The following is a 17,184-nucleotide window of genomic DNA, read 5'->3' as shown; positions in this document are numbered from 1 at the left end:
GAGTGGTGGCGGGAACTTGCCGCTTCCTCCACTCTCCACGGCCATGCACGAAATCCGCTTCCACACCGCGATCGCCGAACTGCCAGCCGCGGCGTGGGATGCCCTGCGCGCCGACGCGAACCCGTTCGTGTCGCACGCGTTGCTGGACGCGCTGGAACGCAGCGGCTGCATCCGTCCCGACTGGGGCTGGCAGGCCCATCACCTGGGCCTGTACGAAGACGGCCGCCTGCTCGCCGCCGCGCCGCTGTACCTGAAGGGCAACTCGCACGGCGAGTTCGTGTTCGACTGGAGCTGGGCCAGCGCGTGGCAACGCGCCGGCGGCGAGTACTACCCGAAGCTGCTCAACGGCGTGCCCTACTCGCCCGTTGCCGGTCCGCGCCTGCTGGCCGGTAACGACGCACACACGCCATCGCTGCAGCGCGAACTGGTCGAGGCGATGCGCCGCGAAGCCGAGCGGCTGGGCCTGTCATCGGTGCACGCGAATTTCCTGCAGCCGGCCGAGCTCGCCGCGTTCGGTGACGGCTGGCTGGCGCGCTCGGACGTGCAGTTCCACTGGCACAACCGCGGCTACCGGCACTTCCCGGATTTCCTCGCCGCGCTCAACCACAAGAAGCGCAAGAACATCCTGCGCGAACGCCGCCAGGTGGCGGCGAGCGGACTGGCCATCGAGTGGCGCAGCGGCGACTCGCTCCATGACGACGAATGGCAGCGCGTGCATGCACTGTACGAAGCCACCTTCGACATGAAAGGCAACCACGCCGCGCTGACCGCCGCGTTCTTTCGCCAGCTCGGCACGCTGGGATCGACCGCGCAGCTCGCCCTGGCCCGCGACGGCGCAGCCATCGTGGCGATGGCGCTGTTCGTGCAGGGCGACAAGGTGCTGTACGGCCGCTACTGGGGCGCTGCGGTGGACGTGCCCGGCCTGCATTTCGAGCTGTGCTACTACCGCGGCATCGACTACGCGATCGCGCACCGACTCGACCGCTTCGAACCCGGCGCGCAGGGCGAGCACAAGCTGGCGCGCGGCTTCCTGCCGGCGCGCACGCACTCGCGCCACTACCTGGCAAACCCGGATTTTCGTGCCGCGGTGGCCGCGGCGCTTGCCAGCGAGGCCGAAGCGGTCGACGCTTATGCCACCGAGTTGGGGGATCACAGCCCCTATGCCGATCACGGCGAGGTCGATCGATGAACCGGTTGCCGCTGCTGGATGCCGAAGCCTGGGACCGCTTTCCCGACCCGTGCCACGCACTGGCCGAGCCGAACGGACTGCTCGCGTTCGGCGGCGACCTGTCGCCGCGCCGGCTGCTGGCCGCATACAGCCTCGGTGTCTTCCCGTGGTTCGGCGAGCACGAGCCGATCCTGTGGTGGTCGCCCGACCCGCGCTGCGTGTTTCATACCGCCGACCTGCGGATCAACCGCAGCCTGCGCCGCCAGCTGCGGGACAAGCCCTGGCGGCTGACCGTGGACCACGCGTTCGAGCAGGTCGTCCGCGCCTGCGCCGCGCCGCGCGCCAGCGACGCCGGCACCTGGCTGGTGCCGGCGATGATCGACGCCTACGTGCAACTGCATCGGCTGGGCCACGCACACAGCGTCGAGGTGTGGGATGGCGAGCGGCTGGTCGGCGGCATCTACGGCGTGGCGGTCGGCCGGCTGTTCTGCGGCGAGTCGATGTTCAGCGCCGAGAGCGGCGGCTCCAAGCTCGCTCTGGTCACGCTGGCGCGGCTGCTGCACGCGATGGATTTCCCGCTGCTCGACGCCCAGGTCGCCAACCCGCATACGCTGGGTCTGGGCGCCGTCGAGATGCCGCGCGTGGAGTTCCTGCGCCAGGTCGCCCGGCTCGGCCAGCTGCCCGGCCTGGTCGGCAGCTGGGCCGCCTTCACGTCGCGGCTGATCCAGCCCGGCGCCGGCGACTGAAACTCAGTGCGCCAGCGCCTTGAGCTCGTCGTAGTGCTCCAGGAACAGCGCCACCAGCTCGGGATCGAGCTGGCTGCCGACGGCGGCGCGCAAATAAGCCAGCACGTCCGCCTCGGGCCACGCCGGCTTGTACACGCGCGCGGTGATCAGCGCATCCCAGATATCGACCACGCTGAAGATGCGCGCCGCCAGCGGAATGTTCTCGCCGGCGAGGCCCTGCGGATAGCCGCTGCCGTCCCAGCGCTCGTGATGGCTGTAGGGAATCTCGCCGGCGTCGCGCAGGAAATCTACCCGCTGCAGCAGCTCGTGGCCCAGTTGCGGGTGCTGGCGCATCACCGCCATCTCCGCGTCGTCCAGCTTGCCCGGCTTGATCAGCACCGCGTCCGGCAAGGCCAGCTTGCCGATGTCGTGCAGCAGCGCGCCGAAGCTCAGGTTGCGCAGCGCCTCGCCATGCACGCCGGCCAGCCGCGCCAGGCCGGCGGCCATGCGCATCACCCGGTCGGAATGGTCGCTGGTCTCGCGGTGGCGGATGTCCATCGCCGACACCAGCACGCGCAGGGCCTGCTCGTACCCGTCCAGCAGCCTGCGGTTGGCGGCCTGCAGTCGGCGCAGGTCGCGCGCCACCATCCAGTACAGCAGCGCGCCGGTGCAGGCCACGAACAGCCAGCCCTTGACGCTCTGCAACCAGCTCAGCTCGGCCCGATTGCGCACCAGTGCATCCAGCGCGCGATCGGACAACCATATCCACAACGCGGACAGCAGCACGTAAAGCAGGACCGTGCGGAACTGCGGGCTGATTCTCACGAAAGCTCCCTTGGCAGGATCATCCCGCACACGCTCGGGCTGCGCATCATGCGGGCCGGCGCAAGCATGAACCAGGATCAGGCGCGGCGGTGTGACCAGGGCCTCAGCGATGGTGAAGAACACCACTTCCCGTGGTTTTCTTCGGTCGCGAGTCCGGTACACACCCGGGCTCGCTCACATGAAAAATCACTGGCGTGACTGCTTCATGTCCGGCCATCGGCGGCCGGGCTTCGAGGTTGAAAAATCCACAAGCTCTCAGCCCGTTCGTGCCGCGTACCGGCGCGCGACGTAATCATCGAGGATGCCGACGAATTCCTCGGCGATGCGGTCGCCGCGCAGGGTCATCGCCTTCTCGCCGTCGATGAACACTGGCGCCGCCGGCGCCTCACCGTTGCCGGGCAGCGAGATGCCGATGTTGGCGTGCTTGGACTCGCCCGGGCCATTGACGATGCAGCCCATCACCGCGAGGGTGAGGTTCTCCACGCCGTCGTACTTGATGCGCCACACCGGCATCTGTTCGCGCACGTGTTCCTGCACGGTCTTGGCCAGCTCCTGGAAGAACTCGCTGGTGGTGCGCCCGCAGCCCGGACAGGCGGTGACCAGCGGGGTGAACGAGCGCAGGCCCATGGTCTGCAGCAGCTCCTGCGCCACGATCACCTCGCCGGTGCGCGAGGCGCCCGGCTCGGGCGTGAGCGAGATGCGGATGGTGTCGCCGATGCCTTCCTGCAGCAGTACCGCCAGCGCGGCGCTGGAGGCGGTGATGCCCTTGGAACCCATGCCGGCCTCGGTCAGACCCAGGTGCAGCGCGTAATCGCAGCGTGCGGCCAGGTCGCGGTACACCGCGATCAGCTCCTGCACGCCGGACACCTTGCACGACAGGATGATGCGCTCGCGCGGCAGGCCGATCTTCTCGGCCAGCGCGGCCGAATCCAGCGCCGAGCGGATCAGCGCCTCGCGCGCCACGTGGCTGGCGTCCCACGGCTCGGCGCGGCGCGCGTTCTCGTCCATCAGCGCGGTGAGCATGCCCTGGTCCAGCGAGCCCCAGTTGGCGCCGATGCGCACCGGCTTGCCGTACTGGATCGCCTTCTCGATGATCGCGCCGAACTGGCTGTCCTTCTTCTTGCCGAAGCCGACGTTGCCGGGGTTGATGCGGTACTTCGCCAGCACCTCGGCGCAGGCCGGCTCGCGTTCCAGCAGCTGGTGGCCGTTGTAGTGGAAGTCGCCCACGATCGGCACCTCCACCCCCATCATCGCCAGCCGCTCGGCAATCCGCGGCACTGCGGCGGCGGCGGCCGGCGTGTTGACCGTGATGCGCACCAGCTCGGAACCGGCGCGGGCCAGCTCGGCGACCTGTTTCGCGGTGCTGGCCGGGTCCTCGGTGTCGGTGTTGGTCATCGACTGCACCACCACCGGCGCGCCGCCGCCCACCGTCACCTTGCCGATCTGCACGGCCACGCTGGGCCGGCGCGGCGCCGGGGCGGCCGGATGCGGTTTCTGCGGAACGAACTCGCTCATGGAATCAACCGGATGTGCTCAAGGTCGCGATGGCCCGCGACGACGACGCCAAGAATACCCGATCGACCACCGTTTCCCGCCGGAAGCCCGATCGCGCCGGCGCCGGCAAGCAGGAAAACGCTCCGCGCATCACGCTTGGCGACCCGACGCACCTGCCGCCAGCGGGCCAGGCGTCGGCCGGGCCGGCGCGGTGCATACTGGCCGCCGGCGAAGGACGAATTGCCGCAGGCGCTTGATCGAAGTCATGACGACGTTACATGCTTCGCGCCAAAATACGCAGCTATCTTCACGGGGGCGTCCATGCCGAACACCGAGTATTACAACGACAAGGTCGTGCGCCAGTTCCTGCTGGCCGCGGCGGTATGGGGCATCATCGGCATGTCGGTCGGCGTGTATGCCGCCGCCGAACTGATGTGGCCGGCACTGAATTTCGAGATCCCCTGGCTGACCTTCAGCCGGATCCGCCCCGACCACACGTTCGGCGTGATCTTCGCGTTCGGCGGCTCGGCGCTGATGGGCACCTGCTATTACGTGGTGCAGCGCACCGGCCACGCGCGACTGGCGTTCAGGAAGCTGGCCGCCTTCACCTTCTGGGGCTGGCAACTGGTCTGCGTGCTGTCGATGGTCTCGATGCCGCTGGGCATGACCCAGAGCAAGGAGTACGCCGAGCCGGAATGGATCATCGACATCCTGATCGCGATCGTCTGGGTCAGCTTCGGCGTGGTGTTCTTCGGCTCGTTGGCGCGCCGGCGCATCAAGCACATCTATGTGGCGAACTGGTACTACGGCGCATTCATCATCGCGGTGGGCCTGCTGCACATCGTCAACAATCTCGCGCTGCCGGTGTCGCTGTTCAAGTCCTATCCGATCTATTCGGGCGTGGTCGACGCGATGGTGCAATGGTGGTATGGCCACAACGCGGTGGCGTTCTTCCTGACCGCCGGCTTCCTCGGCATGATGTACTACTTCGTGCCGCGCCAGGCGCAGCAGCCGCTGTGGAGCTACCGCTTCTCGATCGTCAATTTCTGGGCGCTGATCTCGGTCTACATGTGGGCCGGCGCGCACCACCTGATGTACACCGCGCTGCCGGACTGGGTGCAATCGGTCGGCATGGCGTTCTCGCTGGTGCTGCTGATGCCGAGCTGGGGCTCGGCGGCGAACGGCCTGCTCACCTTCAACGGCTCCTGGCACAAGCTGAAGACCGACCCGGCCGCCAAGTTCATGGTGATGTCGCTGGTGTTCTACGCCGCCTCGACCTTCGAAGGCTCGATGATGGCGATCAAGACGGTGAACCAGTTCACCCACTACACCGACTGGACCATCGCCCACGTGCACTCCGGTTCGCTGGGCTGGGTGGCGATGATCACCATCGGCTCGCTGTATGCGATGGCGCCGCGCGCGCTGGGCCGCCCGGAGATGTATTCGCACAAGGGCATGGAGGTGCATTTCTGGCTGCACATCCTGGGCACCTTGCTGTACGTGGGTGCGATGTGGACCGCCGGTGGCGTGGAAGGCCACATGTGGCGCGCCACCCAGCCAGACGGCGCGCTCACCTACGGCTTCCTGGACAGCCTGATCGCGATCAAGCCGATGTACGTGATCCGCTGGCTGGGCGGCGTGCTGATCCTGTCCGGCATGTGGGTCATGGCGTGGAACCTGTGGCATACCGCGGCCGATGCCCGCGCGCGGCTGATCAAGCCGATTCCGGTGCCGGTACCCGAACCCGTGCCGCACCAGGTGCCGGCACCGCTGCCTGCCGCCGGTTGAGGGAGCCGATTGATGCGCTCGTCCATGATCGCCGCTTCAATCAAATCCCTCTTGCGTGGCGGCAAGCCGGCCCGGCAAATCCAACAGCGGCCATCCATGGCCGCACTCTTCAAGTAGAGCTCACACCATGGCCTACAAGCATTTCGAAGCAATCGAGAAACACGCCGGCCTGCTCGGCATCGGCATCGCGATCATGGTGTCGCTGGGCGGACTGGCCGAAATCACCCCGCTGTTCGTCGAGGCGCATGCGCTGAAGGCGCCGCCGAACGTGCATCCGTACGACCCGCTGCGACTGGCCGGCAAGGACGTCTACGTGCGCGAGGGCTGCTACCTGTGCCACTCGCAGATGATTCGCGCGCTGCGCTTCGAGACCGAACGCTACGGCCACTTCTCCACCGCCGCCGAATCGGTCTACGACCGCCCGTTCCAGTGGGGTTCCAAGCGCACCGGCCCGGATCTCGCCCGCGTCGGCGGCAAGTACTCCGATGACTGGCAGCGCATGCACCTGATGAACCCGCGCAGCGTGGTGGCGCAGTCGAACATGCCGGCCTACCCGTGGCTGGCCGGCAAGAAGCTCGATGCCGCCGACATCCAGGCGCGCATGCGCACCCTGCGCAAGCTCGGCGATCCGTACAGCGACGCGGACATCGCCGGCGCGCCCGCCGCGGTGGAAGGCAAGACCGAGATGGACGCACTGATCGCGTACCTGCAGGGCCTGGGCATCAAGAACGAGCCCGATGCGGCGGGCGCCACGGCCACCGCATCGGCGGACACGGGAGGCACGCCATGACGCCGATGAACCCGGTCTGGGGCCACCTCGCCGGCGTGCTCATCCTGCTGATGATGTTCAGCTTCATCGGCATCTGGATCTGGGCCTGGCGCAGATACCACAAGTCCACGTTCGACCGCATGGCGCACCTGCCGATGGAAGACGAAGCCGCTTTCGACAACAGGGAGGATCGCCCATGAGCACGGGATGGTCGTTTTGGGTGATGTTCCTGGTAGTGCTCAACATGGGCACCACCTTCTTCCTGTACCTGTGGGGACCGCGCGCGAAGATCCCCACCCTGCCCGACGGCACCAGCGGCCACGTCTGGGCCCATGGCGTGCTGCGCGAGGGCGTGCGTCCGCTGCCGCTGTGGTGGGTGCTGCTTTCCGGCGCGATGTTCGTGGCCGGCTTCATCTACCTGGCGCTGTTCCCCGGCTTCGGCAATTTCAGGGGCGTACTGGGCTGGACCTCGCACGGCGAGCTGGCGAACGCCGTGGCCGCCAACGATGCCCGGCGTGCCTCGCTGACCGAGCGCTTCAAGCTGTATCCGGTGGAGCAACTGGCCAACGACCCCGCCGCGCTGCAGATGGGCAAGGTACTGTTCGAGGACAACTGCGCGGCCTGCCACCAGCGCAGCGCGAAGGGCAACATGACGCTCGGCGCGCCCGACCTCAGCGACGACGACTGGCTGTACGGCGGCAGCGGCAACGACATCACCACCTCGATCCACGATGGCCGCAGCGGCGTGATGCCGCCGTGGGCCAGCCTGGGCGCGGACAACGTGAAGAATCTGGCGCAGTACGTGCTGAGCCTGTCCGGCTCGCCGCACGACGCCGCCAGGGCCGCGGCCGGCCAGCCGCTGTTTGCCACCTGCGCGGCCTGCCACGGCGCCGACGGCAAGGGCAACCAGGCGCTCGGTGCGCCAAACCTCACCGACCACATCTGGCTGCACGGCGGCAGCGTGGCCGACATCGAGAAGACCATCGGCGAGGGCCGCCAGGGCCGCATGCCGGCGTGGAACCCGCGCCTGTCCGACGACCAGATCCGCGTGCTCGCGGCCTACGTGTACCACCTGTCGCACCAGCCCGATGGCGACAAGCCCTGACCGCACTGCCCGCACCGCATCCGCCTGGTATCGCCAGCCGGTGCTGTGGCTGGGCGTGTTCGTCTTCGTAGCGTCGCTGGCCGGCTGCGTGTGGATCATCGTGCTCGGCGCGAACCACGCCGACACGCCGCTGAGTACTTCGCACACCGTGTTCGGCGTGCCGGTCAGCGCACACAGCAGCACCAGCCCGCCGCAGCAGCGGCCGCCGACCGATCGGCCACGATGAACGCCTACGCGGCCTGGGCCCACCCGCAACTCGCCGCGCAGGTGCTGCGCGTGCGCCGCGACGGCTGCAGCGAGGTCGCCTTGCGGGTCGAACCCCTGAACGACGCACGCCAGGTGCTGTGGCTGGAGCAGCGCATTCGCGCGTTGCCCGGCGTGCGGCGCGTGGCCATCGACCGGCCGGCACAGCGCGTGCGGGTGGTGTGGGACGTGCAACGCACATCGCTGCCTAGCCTGCTCGACAACTTCGCCATCGCCGGCTGCCCGGCGCAGCCGCTGCAGCAAGACAGCATCGACGACGCCCGGGCGCAGGAACAGCACGATGCGCTGAAGCGCCTGCTGGTCGCCGGCATGTGCTCGATGCAGGTGATGACCTACGCGTTCGTGATCTACATCGGCGTGGTCGATTTCGTCGACTTCAGCACGCGCAACCTGTTCCGCTGGCTCGGCCTGCTGACCAGCCTGCCGGTGGTGTTCTATTCGGCGCTGCCGTTCTTCCGCGGCGCCGTGCGCGAACTGGGCCAGCGCCGGCTCGGCATCAACTTGCCGGTGGCGCTGGCGGTGGCGCTGGTGTTCCTGGCCAGCACGTTCAACACGCTGCGCGGCAGCGGCGAGATCTATTTCGACTCGGTGACCATGTTCGTGTTCCTGCTGCTCGGCGGGCGCTACGTGGAACTGCGCTCGCGCCATCGCAGCGGCGCGCTCGGCGATGCCGCGATCGACGCCACCCCGCTGCTGGCGCAGAGACGCCGTGCCGACGGCGAGCTGGAGACGGTGGCCGCGATCGCCCTGCTGTCCGGCGACCGCGTGCACGTCGCCGAAGGCGGCACCGTGCCGGCGGACGGCGTGCTGGAAAGCGCCGGCGCGCAGGTGGACGAGGCGCTGCTGTCGGGCGAGTCGCGCCCGCTGCAGCGGCTGCGCGGCGAGCGGCTGGTCGCCGGCAGCGTGCTGCTGTCCGGGCCGGCCGAGCTGCGCGTGGAGCACAGCGGCGCCACCACCGTGGCGGCGCGACTCGGCGCCCTGGCGAGCCGCGCGCGGCATGCGCGTTCGCTGATCGCCCCCAGCGATCGCGAAGTCGGCCGCTTCGTCGCCCGCGTGCTGGTGCTCACCGCGCTGACCGCACTGGGCTGGCTGCTGCTCGATCCCGGCCGCGCGTTCGAGGCCGCGGTCGCCGTGCTGGTGGTGGCCTGCCCCTGCGCGTTTGCGCTGGCCGGCCCGGCCACGCTGACCCGTGCACTCGGCGTGCTGGCCGGCCGCGGCGTGCTGGTCACCGACGGCAAGGCGTTGGACACGCTGGCCACGGTCGACTATGCGCTGTTCGACAAGACCGGCACGCTCAGCGTGCCGCAGCTCGACCGCCGTGCGGTCGAACCCCTGCGCGGCGACACGCCCGACCGCGTCCTGCAGCTGGCCGCCGCGCTGGCCCACGAAAGCTCGCACCCGCTGGCGCGCGCACTCGCCGACGCAGCGCGCCAGCAGGCGCTGTCGCTGCAGGCGCAGTCGGTACAGGTCCATGCCGGCGCCGGCATCAGCGGCGACATCGACGGCCGCGAACTGCGCCTGGGCCGCGCCGACTTCGCACTGGCGCTCGCCGGCCAGACGGCGCCATCGGTGGTGACCGACACGCTGCTGCTGGCCGATGCGCAAGGTGCCATCGCCACGTTCCATCTCGACGAACAACCGCGTGCCGACGCCCGCCGCATGCTCGACGCGTTGCGCGCCGACGGCATCGCCGTCGCGATCGCCAGCGGCGACAGCGCCCCCCGCGTCGCCACGCTCGCCGCCCGCCTGGACATCGGCGACTGGCATGCGCGGCAGTCGCCCGCCGCCAAGCTCGAGCGGCTGCAGGCCGCGCGCGAGCACGGCCACACCACCCTGGCCGTGGGCGACGGCAGCAACGACGCCCCGGTACTGGCCGGCGCCGACGTCTCCGCCGCGCTGGCCTCGGGCACCGAGCTGGCCCAGGCGCATGCCGACCTGCTGCTGCTGGACGGCCACCTGGGCAGCCTCGCCGACGCCCGCGCGATCGCCCGCCAGTCGCGGCAGCTGATGGCGCAGAGCCGGCGCTGGTCGCTGCTGTACAACCTGTGTGCCGTGCCATTCGCCGCGCTCGGCTTGGTGCCGCCGTGGCTGGCCGGCATCGGCATGTCGCTGAGTTCGCTGGCGGTGATACTCAACGCGTTGCGCGTCGGCGGCGACACGGCAGCAGGCCGCTCCGGCGCGTCCGGCCCGGCAGCCCGCCCGCGCGAGCTGCGCGCATGAACATCCTGCTGGTGCTGATCCCGGTCACCCTGCTGGTGGTGATCGTCGCGGTATGGCTGTTCTTCTGGGCAGTCAACCACCAGCAGTTCGACGACCTGGACAGCCCCGCGCAGCTGCCGTTGATGGACGATCCGCCCGAGCCGGCGCCGCCTGCGGAAACCCCGCAGCACGACCCCACCGAACCGCCGTAGGCGCCCGCCGGCGGCCCTCTACCGTTGGCGGCGCAGGGCAGTCTGCAGCAAGCGTCGCTGCGCGCGCCCGGACCAGCTCGCCGGCGCATCCAGGCCCATCCGTGCCAGCGCCTCGCTCTCGCCATCCACGACGTCGCCCGGGCGAACCACGGCACCCAGCAAGCGCCACCTGCCGCGCCAGTGACCGCTGCAGGCTTTCAGCCATTCCAGTGCCGGCAACAGGCGCTGTTCGACCTCGGTGAAATCGCTGCCGAACGGAAACGCCGGCAGCACGCCCTCGTGCCGCAGCGGCGCCAACGCCTCGTGCAGATGCTCCGGGCGATGGCGACGCCAGGCTTCCGGCACCACGAAATCCGCGGCCAGCTTGCCGTGCGCCTTCGCCTGCGCGCACAGCGCGTCGAGGAAGCGCGCATCGGCGATCGACAGCATCGCCTCGACGCACTCGCCGTCGCTCTTGCCGCGCAGGTCGGCGATGCCGTACTCGGTGACGACGATGTCGCGCAGGTGGCGCGCAATGGTGGTCTGGCCGTAGTTCCAGCGGATGTTGCTCCCGATCCCGCCGCGGCTCTCGCGGGTGGCGCGCAGCAGCAGCGCCGAGCGTGCGTCAGGCAGCTCGTGCGCCATCGCCACGAAGTTGTACTGGCCGCCGACGCCGCTGACCACGGCGCCGTCCTCCAGCGTGTCGGAGACCGCCGCGCCGAGCACGGTCGCCATCATGCAGGTGTTGAAGAAACGCGCGCCGCGCCGCTGCAGCATCGCCAATGCCTGGTGCTCGCCGTACAGCTGGTTGACGTTGGAGACCGCGCACATGTCGATCGCGTCCGGATCGGCCGCTTCGGTGGCGGCCAGCCACGCGTACAGTTCGCGCGAACCGAGGAAGAACGCGCCGCGCAGATAGTGCCCGCCCGGCGTGGCCGGGTTCAGGCGACCTGCCGCCGCCGCGCGCTCCAGCGCCAGGTTGTCCCAGCTGCGCCGCTTCAGGATGCCGCCGCGTTGCAGGTGCATGAAGCCGTCCATCACCATCTCGCTGGCGCCGTACAAGCCGGCCTCGAACGGCGCCAGGCCGCCCTGCTGCTCCGCCAGCACCCGGGTGGCGCCGGCCGGATCCAGCGCCGCCAGCGCCTGGCGCCAGCGGGTGTTGTCGTGCTGACGCAACAGCAGCGCCTTGACCAGCGCGTCGGACAGCGCGCCGATGCCGATCTGCAGGCAACCGCCGTCCCTGACCAGCGCGCTGGCGTGCAGGCCCAGCGCGTACTCGGCCAGGCCCACCGGCGAGCGCGGCAGCGCAAACAGCGGTGGCGACGTGGCCGGGCGCAGCTCCACGTCGAAGTACGCTTCGGCCACTTCGGCGTCGCCGCCCAGGTACGGCAACTCCGGATGCACCACCGCCACGCACAGCGGCCGCGGCCGTCCGCTCGACTGCAGCCGGCGCAGCAGATCCAGGGTCAGGTCCGGATTGCACGACAGGCTGTAGTGCACGCCGTCCGGGCCCTCGCGCCGCGCCACCAGCTGCACCAGCAGGTTGATGTCCTGCAACGCGAGGTCGCGCGCCACGTGGGTGTAGTTCTGGCTGATGTAGCTGCGCTGGGCGCTGGCCGAACGCAGCAGCGCGCCGGACTGCAGGTAGAACTCGTGCACCTCGACGTTCGCCGGCAGCGCGCCGCGCGCCTGGTCCAGCGCGTAGTGCGGATCGACCGCGTCGGCGCCGAAGTGGCGCTCAAGGAAAGGCCCGAGGAAACGCTGCTCCAGCCCCGGCATCGGCTGCGGCCGGGTCAGCGACAGTGCGGTGTACAGGCGCATCGAGCGCCCGGTATCGGCCGCGACCAGTCGATACAGCGCGTTGAGCAAGCCATGCGGTTTGCCCAGGCCCAGCGGCGCGGCGATGCGCAGGTGCGGACCGAGTCCGTCCGCAAGATCGCGCGCGCAGGCATCGGTGTCGGCGTAGCGATGCTCGATTGGCATGCACGCGATCATGCCAGAAGCCCCACGACGTCGGCGCGCCGACAAGCCATCGCCTACACTCGGGCCATGCCCACGCCACTGATCCCCGCCACCCCGAGCCGCCTGCTGGCCGAACAGGCGCTGAGCCGCGCCGCCGGCGCACCGCTGCTCAATGGCAACGCGGTGGACCTGCTGATCGATGCCGTCGCCCATTACGAAGCCTGGCTGGCGGCCATCTGCGGCGCACGCCAGCGCGTGCTGCTGGAGAACTACATCATCCGCGACGACGAGGTCGGACGCGCCTTCCGCGATGCGCTGGTCGAACGTGCCCAGGCGGGCGTGTTCGTCGCCGTGGTGGTCGACTGGCTCGGTTGCCTCGGCCAGTCGCGCGGTGCGTTCTGGGCGCCGCTGCGCGCGGCCGGGGGCGAGGTGCGTGTGTTCAATCCGCTGCAACTGGGCGAGCCGCTGGGCTGGGTCAGCCGCGACCATCGCAAGCTGCTGGTGGTCGACGGCGTGCTCGGTTTCCTGTCCGGCGTGTGCATCAGCGCGAAGTGGCTGGGCGACCCGGCACGCGGCGTGCCGCCATGGCGCGACACCGGTGTGGCCCTGCGTGGCCCGGCAGTGGCCGAGCTGGAAGCCGCGTTCGCGCAGAGCTGGGGCGAGACCGGTGTGGCACTGCGTCAACTCGCCGCCGCGGCAGAGCCAGCCGTGCCGGCCGGCAACGTGTCGTTGCGGCTGATCGCCACCCAGCCCTCCACCGCCGGGACGTACCGGCTCGACCAGCTGATCGCGGCGATGGCACGCAAGACGCTGTGGCTCACCGACGCCTATTTCGTGGGCCTCGCGCCGTACGTGCAGGCGCTGGTCGCCGCCGCGCGCGATGGCGTGGACGTGCGCCTGCTGGTGCCCGGCAGCAGCGACATCCCGATCGTGGCCGGTGTGTCGCGCTCGGGCTATCGGCCGCTGCTGAAGGCCGGCATTCGCGTGTTCGAATGGAACGGCTCGATGCTGCACGCCAAGACCGCGGTCGCCGACGGGCAGTGGGCGCGGGTCGGCTCGTCCAACCTCAACATCGCCAGCTGGCTCGGCAACCGCGAACTGGACGTGGCGGTCGAGGACGCGGGCTTCGCCGGCCAGCTCGCCGCGCAATACGAACAGGATCTGGGCAATGCCACCGAGATCGTGCTGGCCTCGCGTCGCCGCCGGCGCGGCAGCGGCGGCCGTGAGCGGGTGCGCCGCCGCGAGGCGCGGCCGCCGCACGTGCGCCATGCCGGCGGCAGCTCCGGCCGTGCCGCCGCCGGCGCGCTGCGCATCGCCAACAGCGTCGGTGCCGCGCTGGCCAACCGGCGCGTGCTCGACGACACTGGCGGCGCGCCGCTGGCGATCGGTACGCTCGTGCTCGTCGTGCTGGCGGCGGTCGCCTTCGTGTGGCCGGCGTGGATCGGCTGGCCCTTCGGCGCCCTCGCCGCCTGGTTTGCGCTGAACCTGGCCATCCGCAGCTGGCGTGTGCGCAGGCGCCGCTGGCGCGAACGGCGCGACGCAGGCGACGACTGAGGCCGCCTTGCTTCTTGAGGCTTTCCCTGCGCTTCCCGTGTCAAGCGGATGTTTTCTCACAACTTGATACGACGCGCATGTTAGGCTCGCGCCCTTATGTCCGCGCCGTTCGACGACACCACGCCACGCCACGTGCTGACCCCCAGCTCGCTCAACCGGCTGGTGCGCGACCTGCTGGGCGACGCGCTGCCGCTGGTGTGGATCGAGGGCGAGCTTTCGAACGTGGCCAAGCCCGCATCGGGTCATCTGTACTTCACCCTGAAGGACAGCGGCGCCCAGGTGCGTTGCGCCATGTTCAGGATGAAGGCATCCGCGCTGCGCTTCCGCCCGGTCGACGGCATGCAGGTGCTGCTGCGTGCCAGGGTCGGCCTGTACGAGCCGCGCGGCGAGTTCCAGCTGGTCGCGGAATACATGGAACCGGCCGGCGAAGGCGCGCTGCAGCGCGAGTTCGAGCAACTCAAGGCCAGGCTCGACGCCGAAGGCCTGTTCGACCCGGCGCGCAAGCGTGCCCTGCCCGTCTACGCACGGCGCATCGGCGTGATCACCTCGGCCACCGGCGCTGCCGTGCGCGACGTACTGAGCGTGCTGGGGCGGCGCTGGCCGCTGGCCGAGGTCGAAGTGCTGCCGGTGCCGGTGCAGGGTCGCGAGGCGCCGCCGGCGATCGTGGCGATGCTGCGCAAGACATCGGCCAGCGCACGCTACGACGTGCTGTTGCTGACCCGCGGCGGCGGCTCGCTGGAAGACCTGTGGGCGTTCAACGAGGAAGCGGTGGCGCGCGCGATCCACGCCAGCGCGGTGCCGGTGGTTTCCGCGGTGGGCCACGAGATCGACTTCAGCATCGCCGACTTCGTCGCCGACCTGCGCGCGCCCACGCCATCGGCCGCCGCCGAGCTGCTGGTGCCCGACGCGGTGGCGGTCGATCGCCACCTGCGGCAGCTGCAGCAGCGCCTGGCCACCTTGCTGCAACGCCGGCTGCAGGCGCAGTCGCAACGCGTCGACCATCTGCTGGCGCGGTTGCAGGCGCAACGCCCGCAGGCACGCCTGCAACGCGACCGCGAACGGCTGCAGCACCTGCGCCTGCGCCTGGCCAGCGTGCTACGCGAAGCGCAGCACCAACGCCGCGCGCGCCTCGACCGCCTGCACGCACGCCTGCTGGCGCAACACCCGCGCACGCGACTGCCGCTGCTTACCCGCCGGCTGAACGAACAACAGCTGCGCCTGCACCGCGCGATCGCGCAAATCCTCGAACGCCGGCAGACCACGCTGCGCCACGCCGGCCATGCGCTGCACGCGGTCAGCCCGCTGGCCACGCTGGAACGCGGCTACGCCATTCTGTTCGACGCCGACGGCCAGGTGCTGCGTTCGGTGCAGGGTGTTGAGCCCGGCAACGCGCTGCGGGCGCGCTTGGTGGACGGGGAGCTGGGGTTGCGGGTGGAGGAGTGTCGGCCTGCGAAGTCACGCGGGTAAGTGCGCCTGACCCCGCTTTGATCGTTGGTCAGAATGAACGGGTCTAGCCCGTTAGCGCAATGATGGATGGCGGCAGCTCACGAGCCCTGAACGCCACGACGCCCTATGCTTGCCGGATCGCAGCCGCAGGCAAGCGCCATGTTGAACAAGAGCTACCCCTACTACCTCGCCAACCGCCCGCAGGCGTCGAAGACGATGCTAGAGGTGCGCGACAAGTACAGTGGCAGGCTGGCCACCCGAGTCGCCGTGCCCGATGCCAAGGCCGTCGAGAAGGCCATCGCCGCCGCAGTGAATGCCGCGAAGCCGATGCGCGAGTTCAAGCCGTGGGCGCGGCAGACGGTGCTGCAGTATTGCGCGGCGCGCTTCGCCGAGCGCCGCGACGAGCTGGCCGAGGCGCTGTGCATCGAGGCGGGCAAGCCGATCAAGGATGCCGCCGGCGAAGTGACGCGGCTGATCGAGACGTTCCGCATCGCCGCCGAGGAGGCGGTGCGCATCAACGGTGAGACGATCAACCTGGAACTGGCCAGCCGTCTGGACGGCTATCACGGCTACACCAGGCGCGTGCCGCTGGGGCCGGTGTCGTTCATCACGCCATTCAACTTTCCGCTGAATCTGGTAGCGCACAAGGTGGCGCCGGCGATCGCCGCCGGCTGCCCGTTCGTGCTGAAGCCGTCGGAGAAGACCCCGATCGGCGCGCTGATCATCGGCGAGGTGCTGGCCGAGACCGACCTGCCGAAGGGCGCGTTCTCCATCCTCACCCTGGATGGCGCGCACGCCGCACCGCTGGTGGAGGACCCGCGCTTCAAGCTGCTCTCGTTCACCGGCGGGCAGGTCGGCTGGGCGCTGAAGGCGCGCGCCCGGCACAAGAAGGTGACGCTGGAGCTGGGCGGCAACGCGGCGTGCATCGTCGACGCCGACCAGGACGGCAAGCTCGACCACGTCGTGCAGCGGCTGGTGTTCGGCGCGTTCTACCAGTCCGGCCAAAGCTGCATCGGCGTGCAGCGCATCTACGCGCATGCCGACATCTACGATGCGCTGAAGCGCAAGCTGGTCGCCGCCACGAAGAAGCTCAAGGCCGGCGACCCGAAAGACAGGAGCGTGTTCCTCGGCCCGATGATCGACGAGGCCGCCGCCGAGCGCCTGCACGGCTGGATCCTGGAGGCGAAGCAGGCCGGCGGCAGGATCCTCTGCGGCGGCAAGCGCCATGGCAACATGCTCGACGCCACCCTGATGGAAAACGTGCCCGCCGACGCCAAGGCGAATCGCATGGAGGCGTTCGGCCCGTTCGCCCTGCTCGCCCCGTTCCGGCGGTTCGACGAGGCGATCGCGATGGTCAACGATTCCGACTACGGCCTGCAGGCCGGCATCTTCACCGACAGCCTCGCCCACGCGATGCGCGCATGGAACGAACTGGAACAGGGCGGCGTGATCGTCAACGACATTCCCAGCTTCCGCGTGGACAACATGCCGTACGGCGGCGTGAAACTGTCCGGCCTGGGCCGCGAGGGCGTGCGCTACGCGATCGAGGACATGAGCGAGACCCGCCTGATGGTGATGCGCGAGTCCTGATTGCGGGAGCGTGCTGCATCCCCCCGCCCGCCGCGTCGTACCAGCCACGAAGGCGGGCAATGCCCGTCGATCCATCGCCCCAAAGAGCCGGCGGGCAGTGCCCG

General features: G+C 69.8%; 16 protein-coding genes. 13 read left to right on the top strand and 3 right to left on the bottom strand.

The window, feature by feature from the left end:
- Positions 1 to 43 precede the first annotated feature (43 nt).
- Positions 44 to 1,189, top strand: coding sequence for a peptidogalycan biosysnthesis protein (locus RHOOR92_RS0101960; protein WP_027489431.1), 1,146 nt, complete (start codon positions 44 to 46; stop codon positions 1,187 to 1,189).
- A complete protein-coding gene (gene aat, locus RHOOR92_RS0101955) occupies positions 1,186 to 1,914 on the top strand; it encodes a leucyl/phenylalanyl-tRNA--protein transferase (protein WP_027489430.1) in 729 nt (242 codons plus the stop codon). Before RHOOR92_RS0101960 ends, aat begins: the two co-directional genes overlap by 4 nt.
- 3 nt (positions 1,915 to 1,917) lie before the next feature.
- On the opposite strand, the gene RHOOR92_RS0101950 is transcribed toward aat, so the two are convergent.
- Together RHOOR92_RS0101950 and ispG are read right to left on the bottom strand one after the other, a co-directional pair.
- Positions 1,918 to 2,718: an HD domain-containing phosphohydrolase gene (locus RHOOR92_RS0101950; RefSeq protein WP_027489429.1), complete on the bottom strand. Its 801-nt coding sequence runs from the start codon at positions 2,716 to 2,718 to the stop codon at positions 1,918 to 1,920.
- A 255-nt stretch (positions 2,719 to 2,973) separates the two neighbouring features.
- Positions 2,974 to 4,233, bottom strand: a complete 1,260-nt coding sequence (gene ispG / locus RHOOR92_RS0101945) for a flavodoxin-dependent (E)-4-hydroxy-3-methylbut-2-enyl-diphosphate synthase (RefSeq protein ID WP_007508077.1) — start codon at positions 4,231 to 4,233, stop codon at positions 2,974 to 2,976.
- 14 nt (positions 4,234 to 4,247) lie between these two features.
- Here ispG and RHOOR92_RS0101940 point away from each other — a divergent pair, with 14 nt between their 5' ends.
- From RHOOR92_RS0101940 to ccoS, 8 genes are all read left to right on the top strand, one after another.
- Positions 4,248 to 4,469 (top strand): hypothetical protein, encoded by a 222-nt coding sequence (locus RHOOR92_RS0101940; RefSeq protein WP_007508074.1) that lies wholly within the window; start codon positions 4,248 to 4,250, stop codon positions 4,467 to 4,469.
- A gap of 64 nt (positions 4,470 to 4,533) precedes the next feature.
- Entirely contained in the window at positions 4,534 to 6,000 is a 1,467-nt protein-coding gene (ccoN, locus tag RHOOR92_RS0101935) for a cytochrome-c oxidase, cbb3-type subunit I (RefSeq protein WP_007508072.1), read from the top strand.
- A 127-nt stretch (positions 6,001 to 6,127) separates the two neighbouring features.
- Positions 6,128 to 6,790, top strand: coding sequence for a cytochrome-c oxidase, cbb3-type subunit II (gene ccoO, locus RHOOR92_RS0101930; protein WP_007508070.1), 663 nt, complete (start codon positions 6,128 to 6,130; stop codon positions 6,788 to 6,790).
- A complete protein-coding gene (locus RHOOR92_RS0101925) occupies positions 6,787 to 6,969 on the top strand; it encodes a cbb3-type cytochrome c oxidase subunit 3 (RefSeq protein ID WP_007508068.1) in 183 nt (60 codons plus the stop codon). Before ccoO ends, RHOOR92_RS0101925 begins: the two co-directional genes overlap by 4 nt.
- Positions 6,966 to 7,874 carry a cytochrome-c oxidase, cbb3-type subunit III gene (gene ccoP / locus RHOOR92_RS0101920; RefSeq protein WP_007508064.1) on the top strand — a complete coding sequence of 303 codons (909 nt, stop codon included), beginning with the start codon at positions 6,966 to 6,968 and terminating at the stop codon, positions 7,872 to 7,874. Before RHOOR92_RS0101925 ends, ccoP begins: the two co-directional genes overlap by 4 nt.
- On the top strand, positions 7,858 to 8,100 hold the full coding sequence (locus tag RHOOR92_RS0101915) for a hypothetical protein (protein ID WP_015447960.1): 243 nt from the start codon (positions 7,858 to 7,860) through the stop codon (positions 8,098 to 8,100). Before ccoP ends, RHOOR92_RS0101915 begins: the two co-directional genes overlap by 17 nt.
- Positions 8,097 to 10,358, top strand: a complete 2,262-nt coding sequence (locus RHOOR92_RS0101910) for a heavy metal translocating P-type ATPase (protein ID WP_027489428.1) — start codon at positions 8,097 to 8,099, stop codon at positions 10,356 to 10,358. The genes RHOOR92_RS0101915 and RHOOR92_RS0101910 overlap by 4 nt, the downstream gene beginning before the upstream one ends.
- Positions 10,355 to 10,549 carry a cbb3-type cytochrome oxidase assembly protein CcoS gene (gene ccoS, locus RHOOR92_RS0101905; RefSeq protein ID WP_015447962.1) on the top strand — a complete coding sequence of 65 codons (195 nt, stop codon included), beginning with the start codon at positions 10,355 to 10,357 and terminating at the stop codon, positions 10,547 to 10,549. The genes RHOOR92_RS0101910 and ccoS overlap by 4 nt, the downstream gene beginning before the upstream one ends.
- Positions 10,550 to 10,567: 18 nt before the next feature.
- Here the strand turns inward: ccoS and RHOOR92_RS0101900 are convergent, their stop codons facing one another.
- Entirely contained in the window at positions 10,568 to 12,523 is a 1,956-nt protein-coding gene (locus tag RHOOR92_RS0101900) for an acetyl-CoA hydrolase/transferase C-terminal domain-containing protein (RefSeq protein ID WP_027489427.1), read from the bottom strand.
- A gap of 54 nt (positions 12,524 to 12,577) precedes the next feature.
- Between RHOOR92_RS0101900 and RHOOR92_RS0101895 the strand changes: the two genes are divergently transcribed.
- The 3 genes from RHOOR92_RS0101895 (at position 12,578) to RHOOR92_RS0101885 (ending at position 17,080) form a co-directional block, all read left to right on the top strand.
- Positions 12,578 to 14,044 (top strand): phospholipase D-like domain-containing protein, encoded by a 1,467-nt coding sequence (locus tag RHOOR92_RS0101895; protein WP_037114680.1) that lies wholly within the window; start codon positions 12,578 to 12,580, stop codon positions 14,042 to 14,044.
- Positions 14,045 to 14,140: 96 nt separating this feature from the next.
- The gene (xseA, locus tag RHOOR92_RS0101890; protein ID WP_027489426.1) at positions 14,141 to 15,511 is read left to right on the top strand and encodes an exodeoxyribonuclease VII large subunit; all 1,371 of its coding nucleotides are present in this window, start codon (positions 14,141 to 14,143) and stop codon (positions 15,509 to 15,511) included.
- A gap of 138 nt (positions 15,512 to 15,649) precedes the next feature.
- On the top strand, positions 15,650 to 17,080 hold the full coding sequence (locus RHOOR92_RS0101885; protein ID WP_027489425.1) for an aldehyde dehydrogenase family protein: 1,431 nt from the start codon (positions 15,650 to 15,652) through the stop codon (positions 17,078 to 17,080).
- Positions 17,081 to 17,184 lie beyond the last annotated feature (104 nt).

This window comes from Rhodanobacter sp. OR92, assembly GCF_000427545.1.
GTDB classification, from domain to species: Bacteria; Pseudomonadota; Gammaproteobacteria; order Xanthomonadales; family Rhodanobacteraceae; genus Rhodanobacter; species Rhodanobacter denitrificans.
The sequence above is the reverse complement of the archived record's forward strand: the minus strand, read 5'-3'. Positions and strand labels throughout refer to the sequence as shown.

Bases quoted from the DNA above. Each gene is read 5' to 3' on its own strand.
- RHOOR92_RS0101960 (WP_027489431.1), top strand. From the start codon at position 44: ATGCACGAAATCCGCTTCCACACCGCGATCGCCGAACTGCCAGCCGCG.
- aat (WP_027489430.1), top strand. From the start codon at position 1,186: ATGAACCGGTTGCCGCTGCTGGATGCCGAAGCCTGGGACCGCTTTCCC.
- ispG (WP_007508077.1), bottom strand. From the start codon at position 4,233: ATGAGCGAGTTCGTTCCGCAGAAACCGCATCCGGCCGCCCCGGCGCCG.
- ccoN (WP_007508072.1), top strand. From the start codon at position 4,534: ATGCCGAACACCGAGTATTACAACGACAAGGTCGTGCGCCAGTTCCTG.
- ccoO (WP_007508070.1), top strand. From the start codon at position 6,128: ATGGCCTACAAGCATTTCGAAGCAATCGAGAAACACGCCGGCCTGCTC.
- RHOOR92_RS0101925 (WP_007508068.1), top strand. From the start codon at position 6,787: ATGACGCCGATGAACCCGGTCTGGGGCCACCTCGCCGGCGTGCTCATC.
- ccoP (WP_007508064.1), top strand. From the start codon at position 6,966: ATGAGCACGGGATGGTCGTTTTGGGTGATGTTCCTGGTAGTGCTCAAC.
- RHOOR92_RS0101915 (WP_015447960.1), top strand. From the start codon at position 7,858: ATGGCGACAAGCCCTGACCGCACTGCCCGCACCGCATCCGCCTGGTAT.
- RHOOR92_RS0101910 (WP_027489428.1), top strand. From the start codon at position 8,097: ATGAACGCCTACGCGGCCTGGGCCCACCCGCAACTCGCCGCGCAGGTG.
- ccoS (WP_015447962.1), top strand. From the start codon at position 10,355: ATGAACATCCTGCTGGTGCTGATCCCGGTCACCCTGCTGGTGGTGATC.
- RHOOR92_RS0101900 (WP_027489427.1), bottom strand. From the start codon at position 12,523: ATGATCGCGTGCATGCCAATCGAGCATCGCTACGCCGACACCGATGCC.
- RHOOR92_RS0101895 (WP_037114680.1), top strand. From the start codon at position 12,578: ATGCCCACGCCACTGATCCCCGCCACCCCGAGCCGCCTGCTGGCCGAA.
- xseA (WP_027489426.1), top strand. From the start codon at position 14,141: ATGTCCGCGCCGTTCGACGACACCACGCCACGCCACGTGCTGACCCCC.
- RHOOR92_RS0101885 (WP_027489425.1), top strand. From the start codon at position 15,650: ATGTTGAACAAGAGCTACCCCTACTACCTCGCCAACCGCCCGCAGGCG.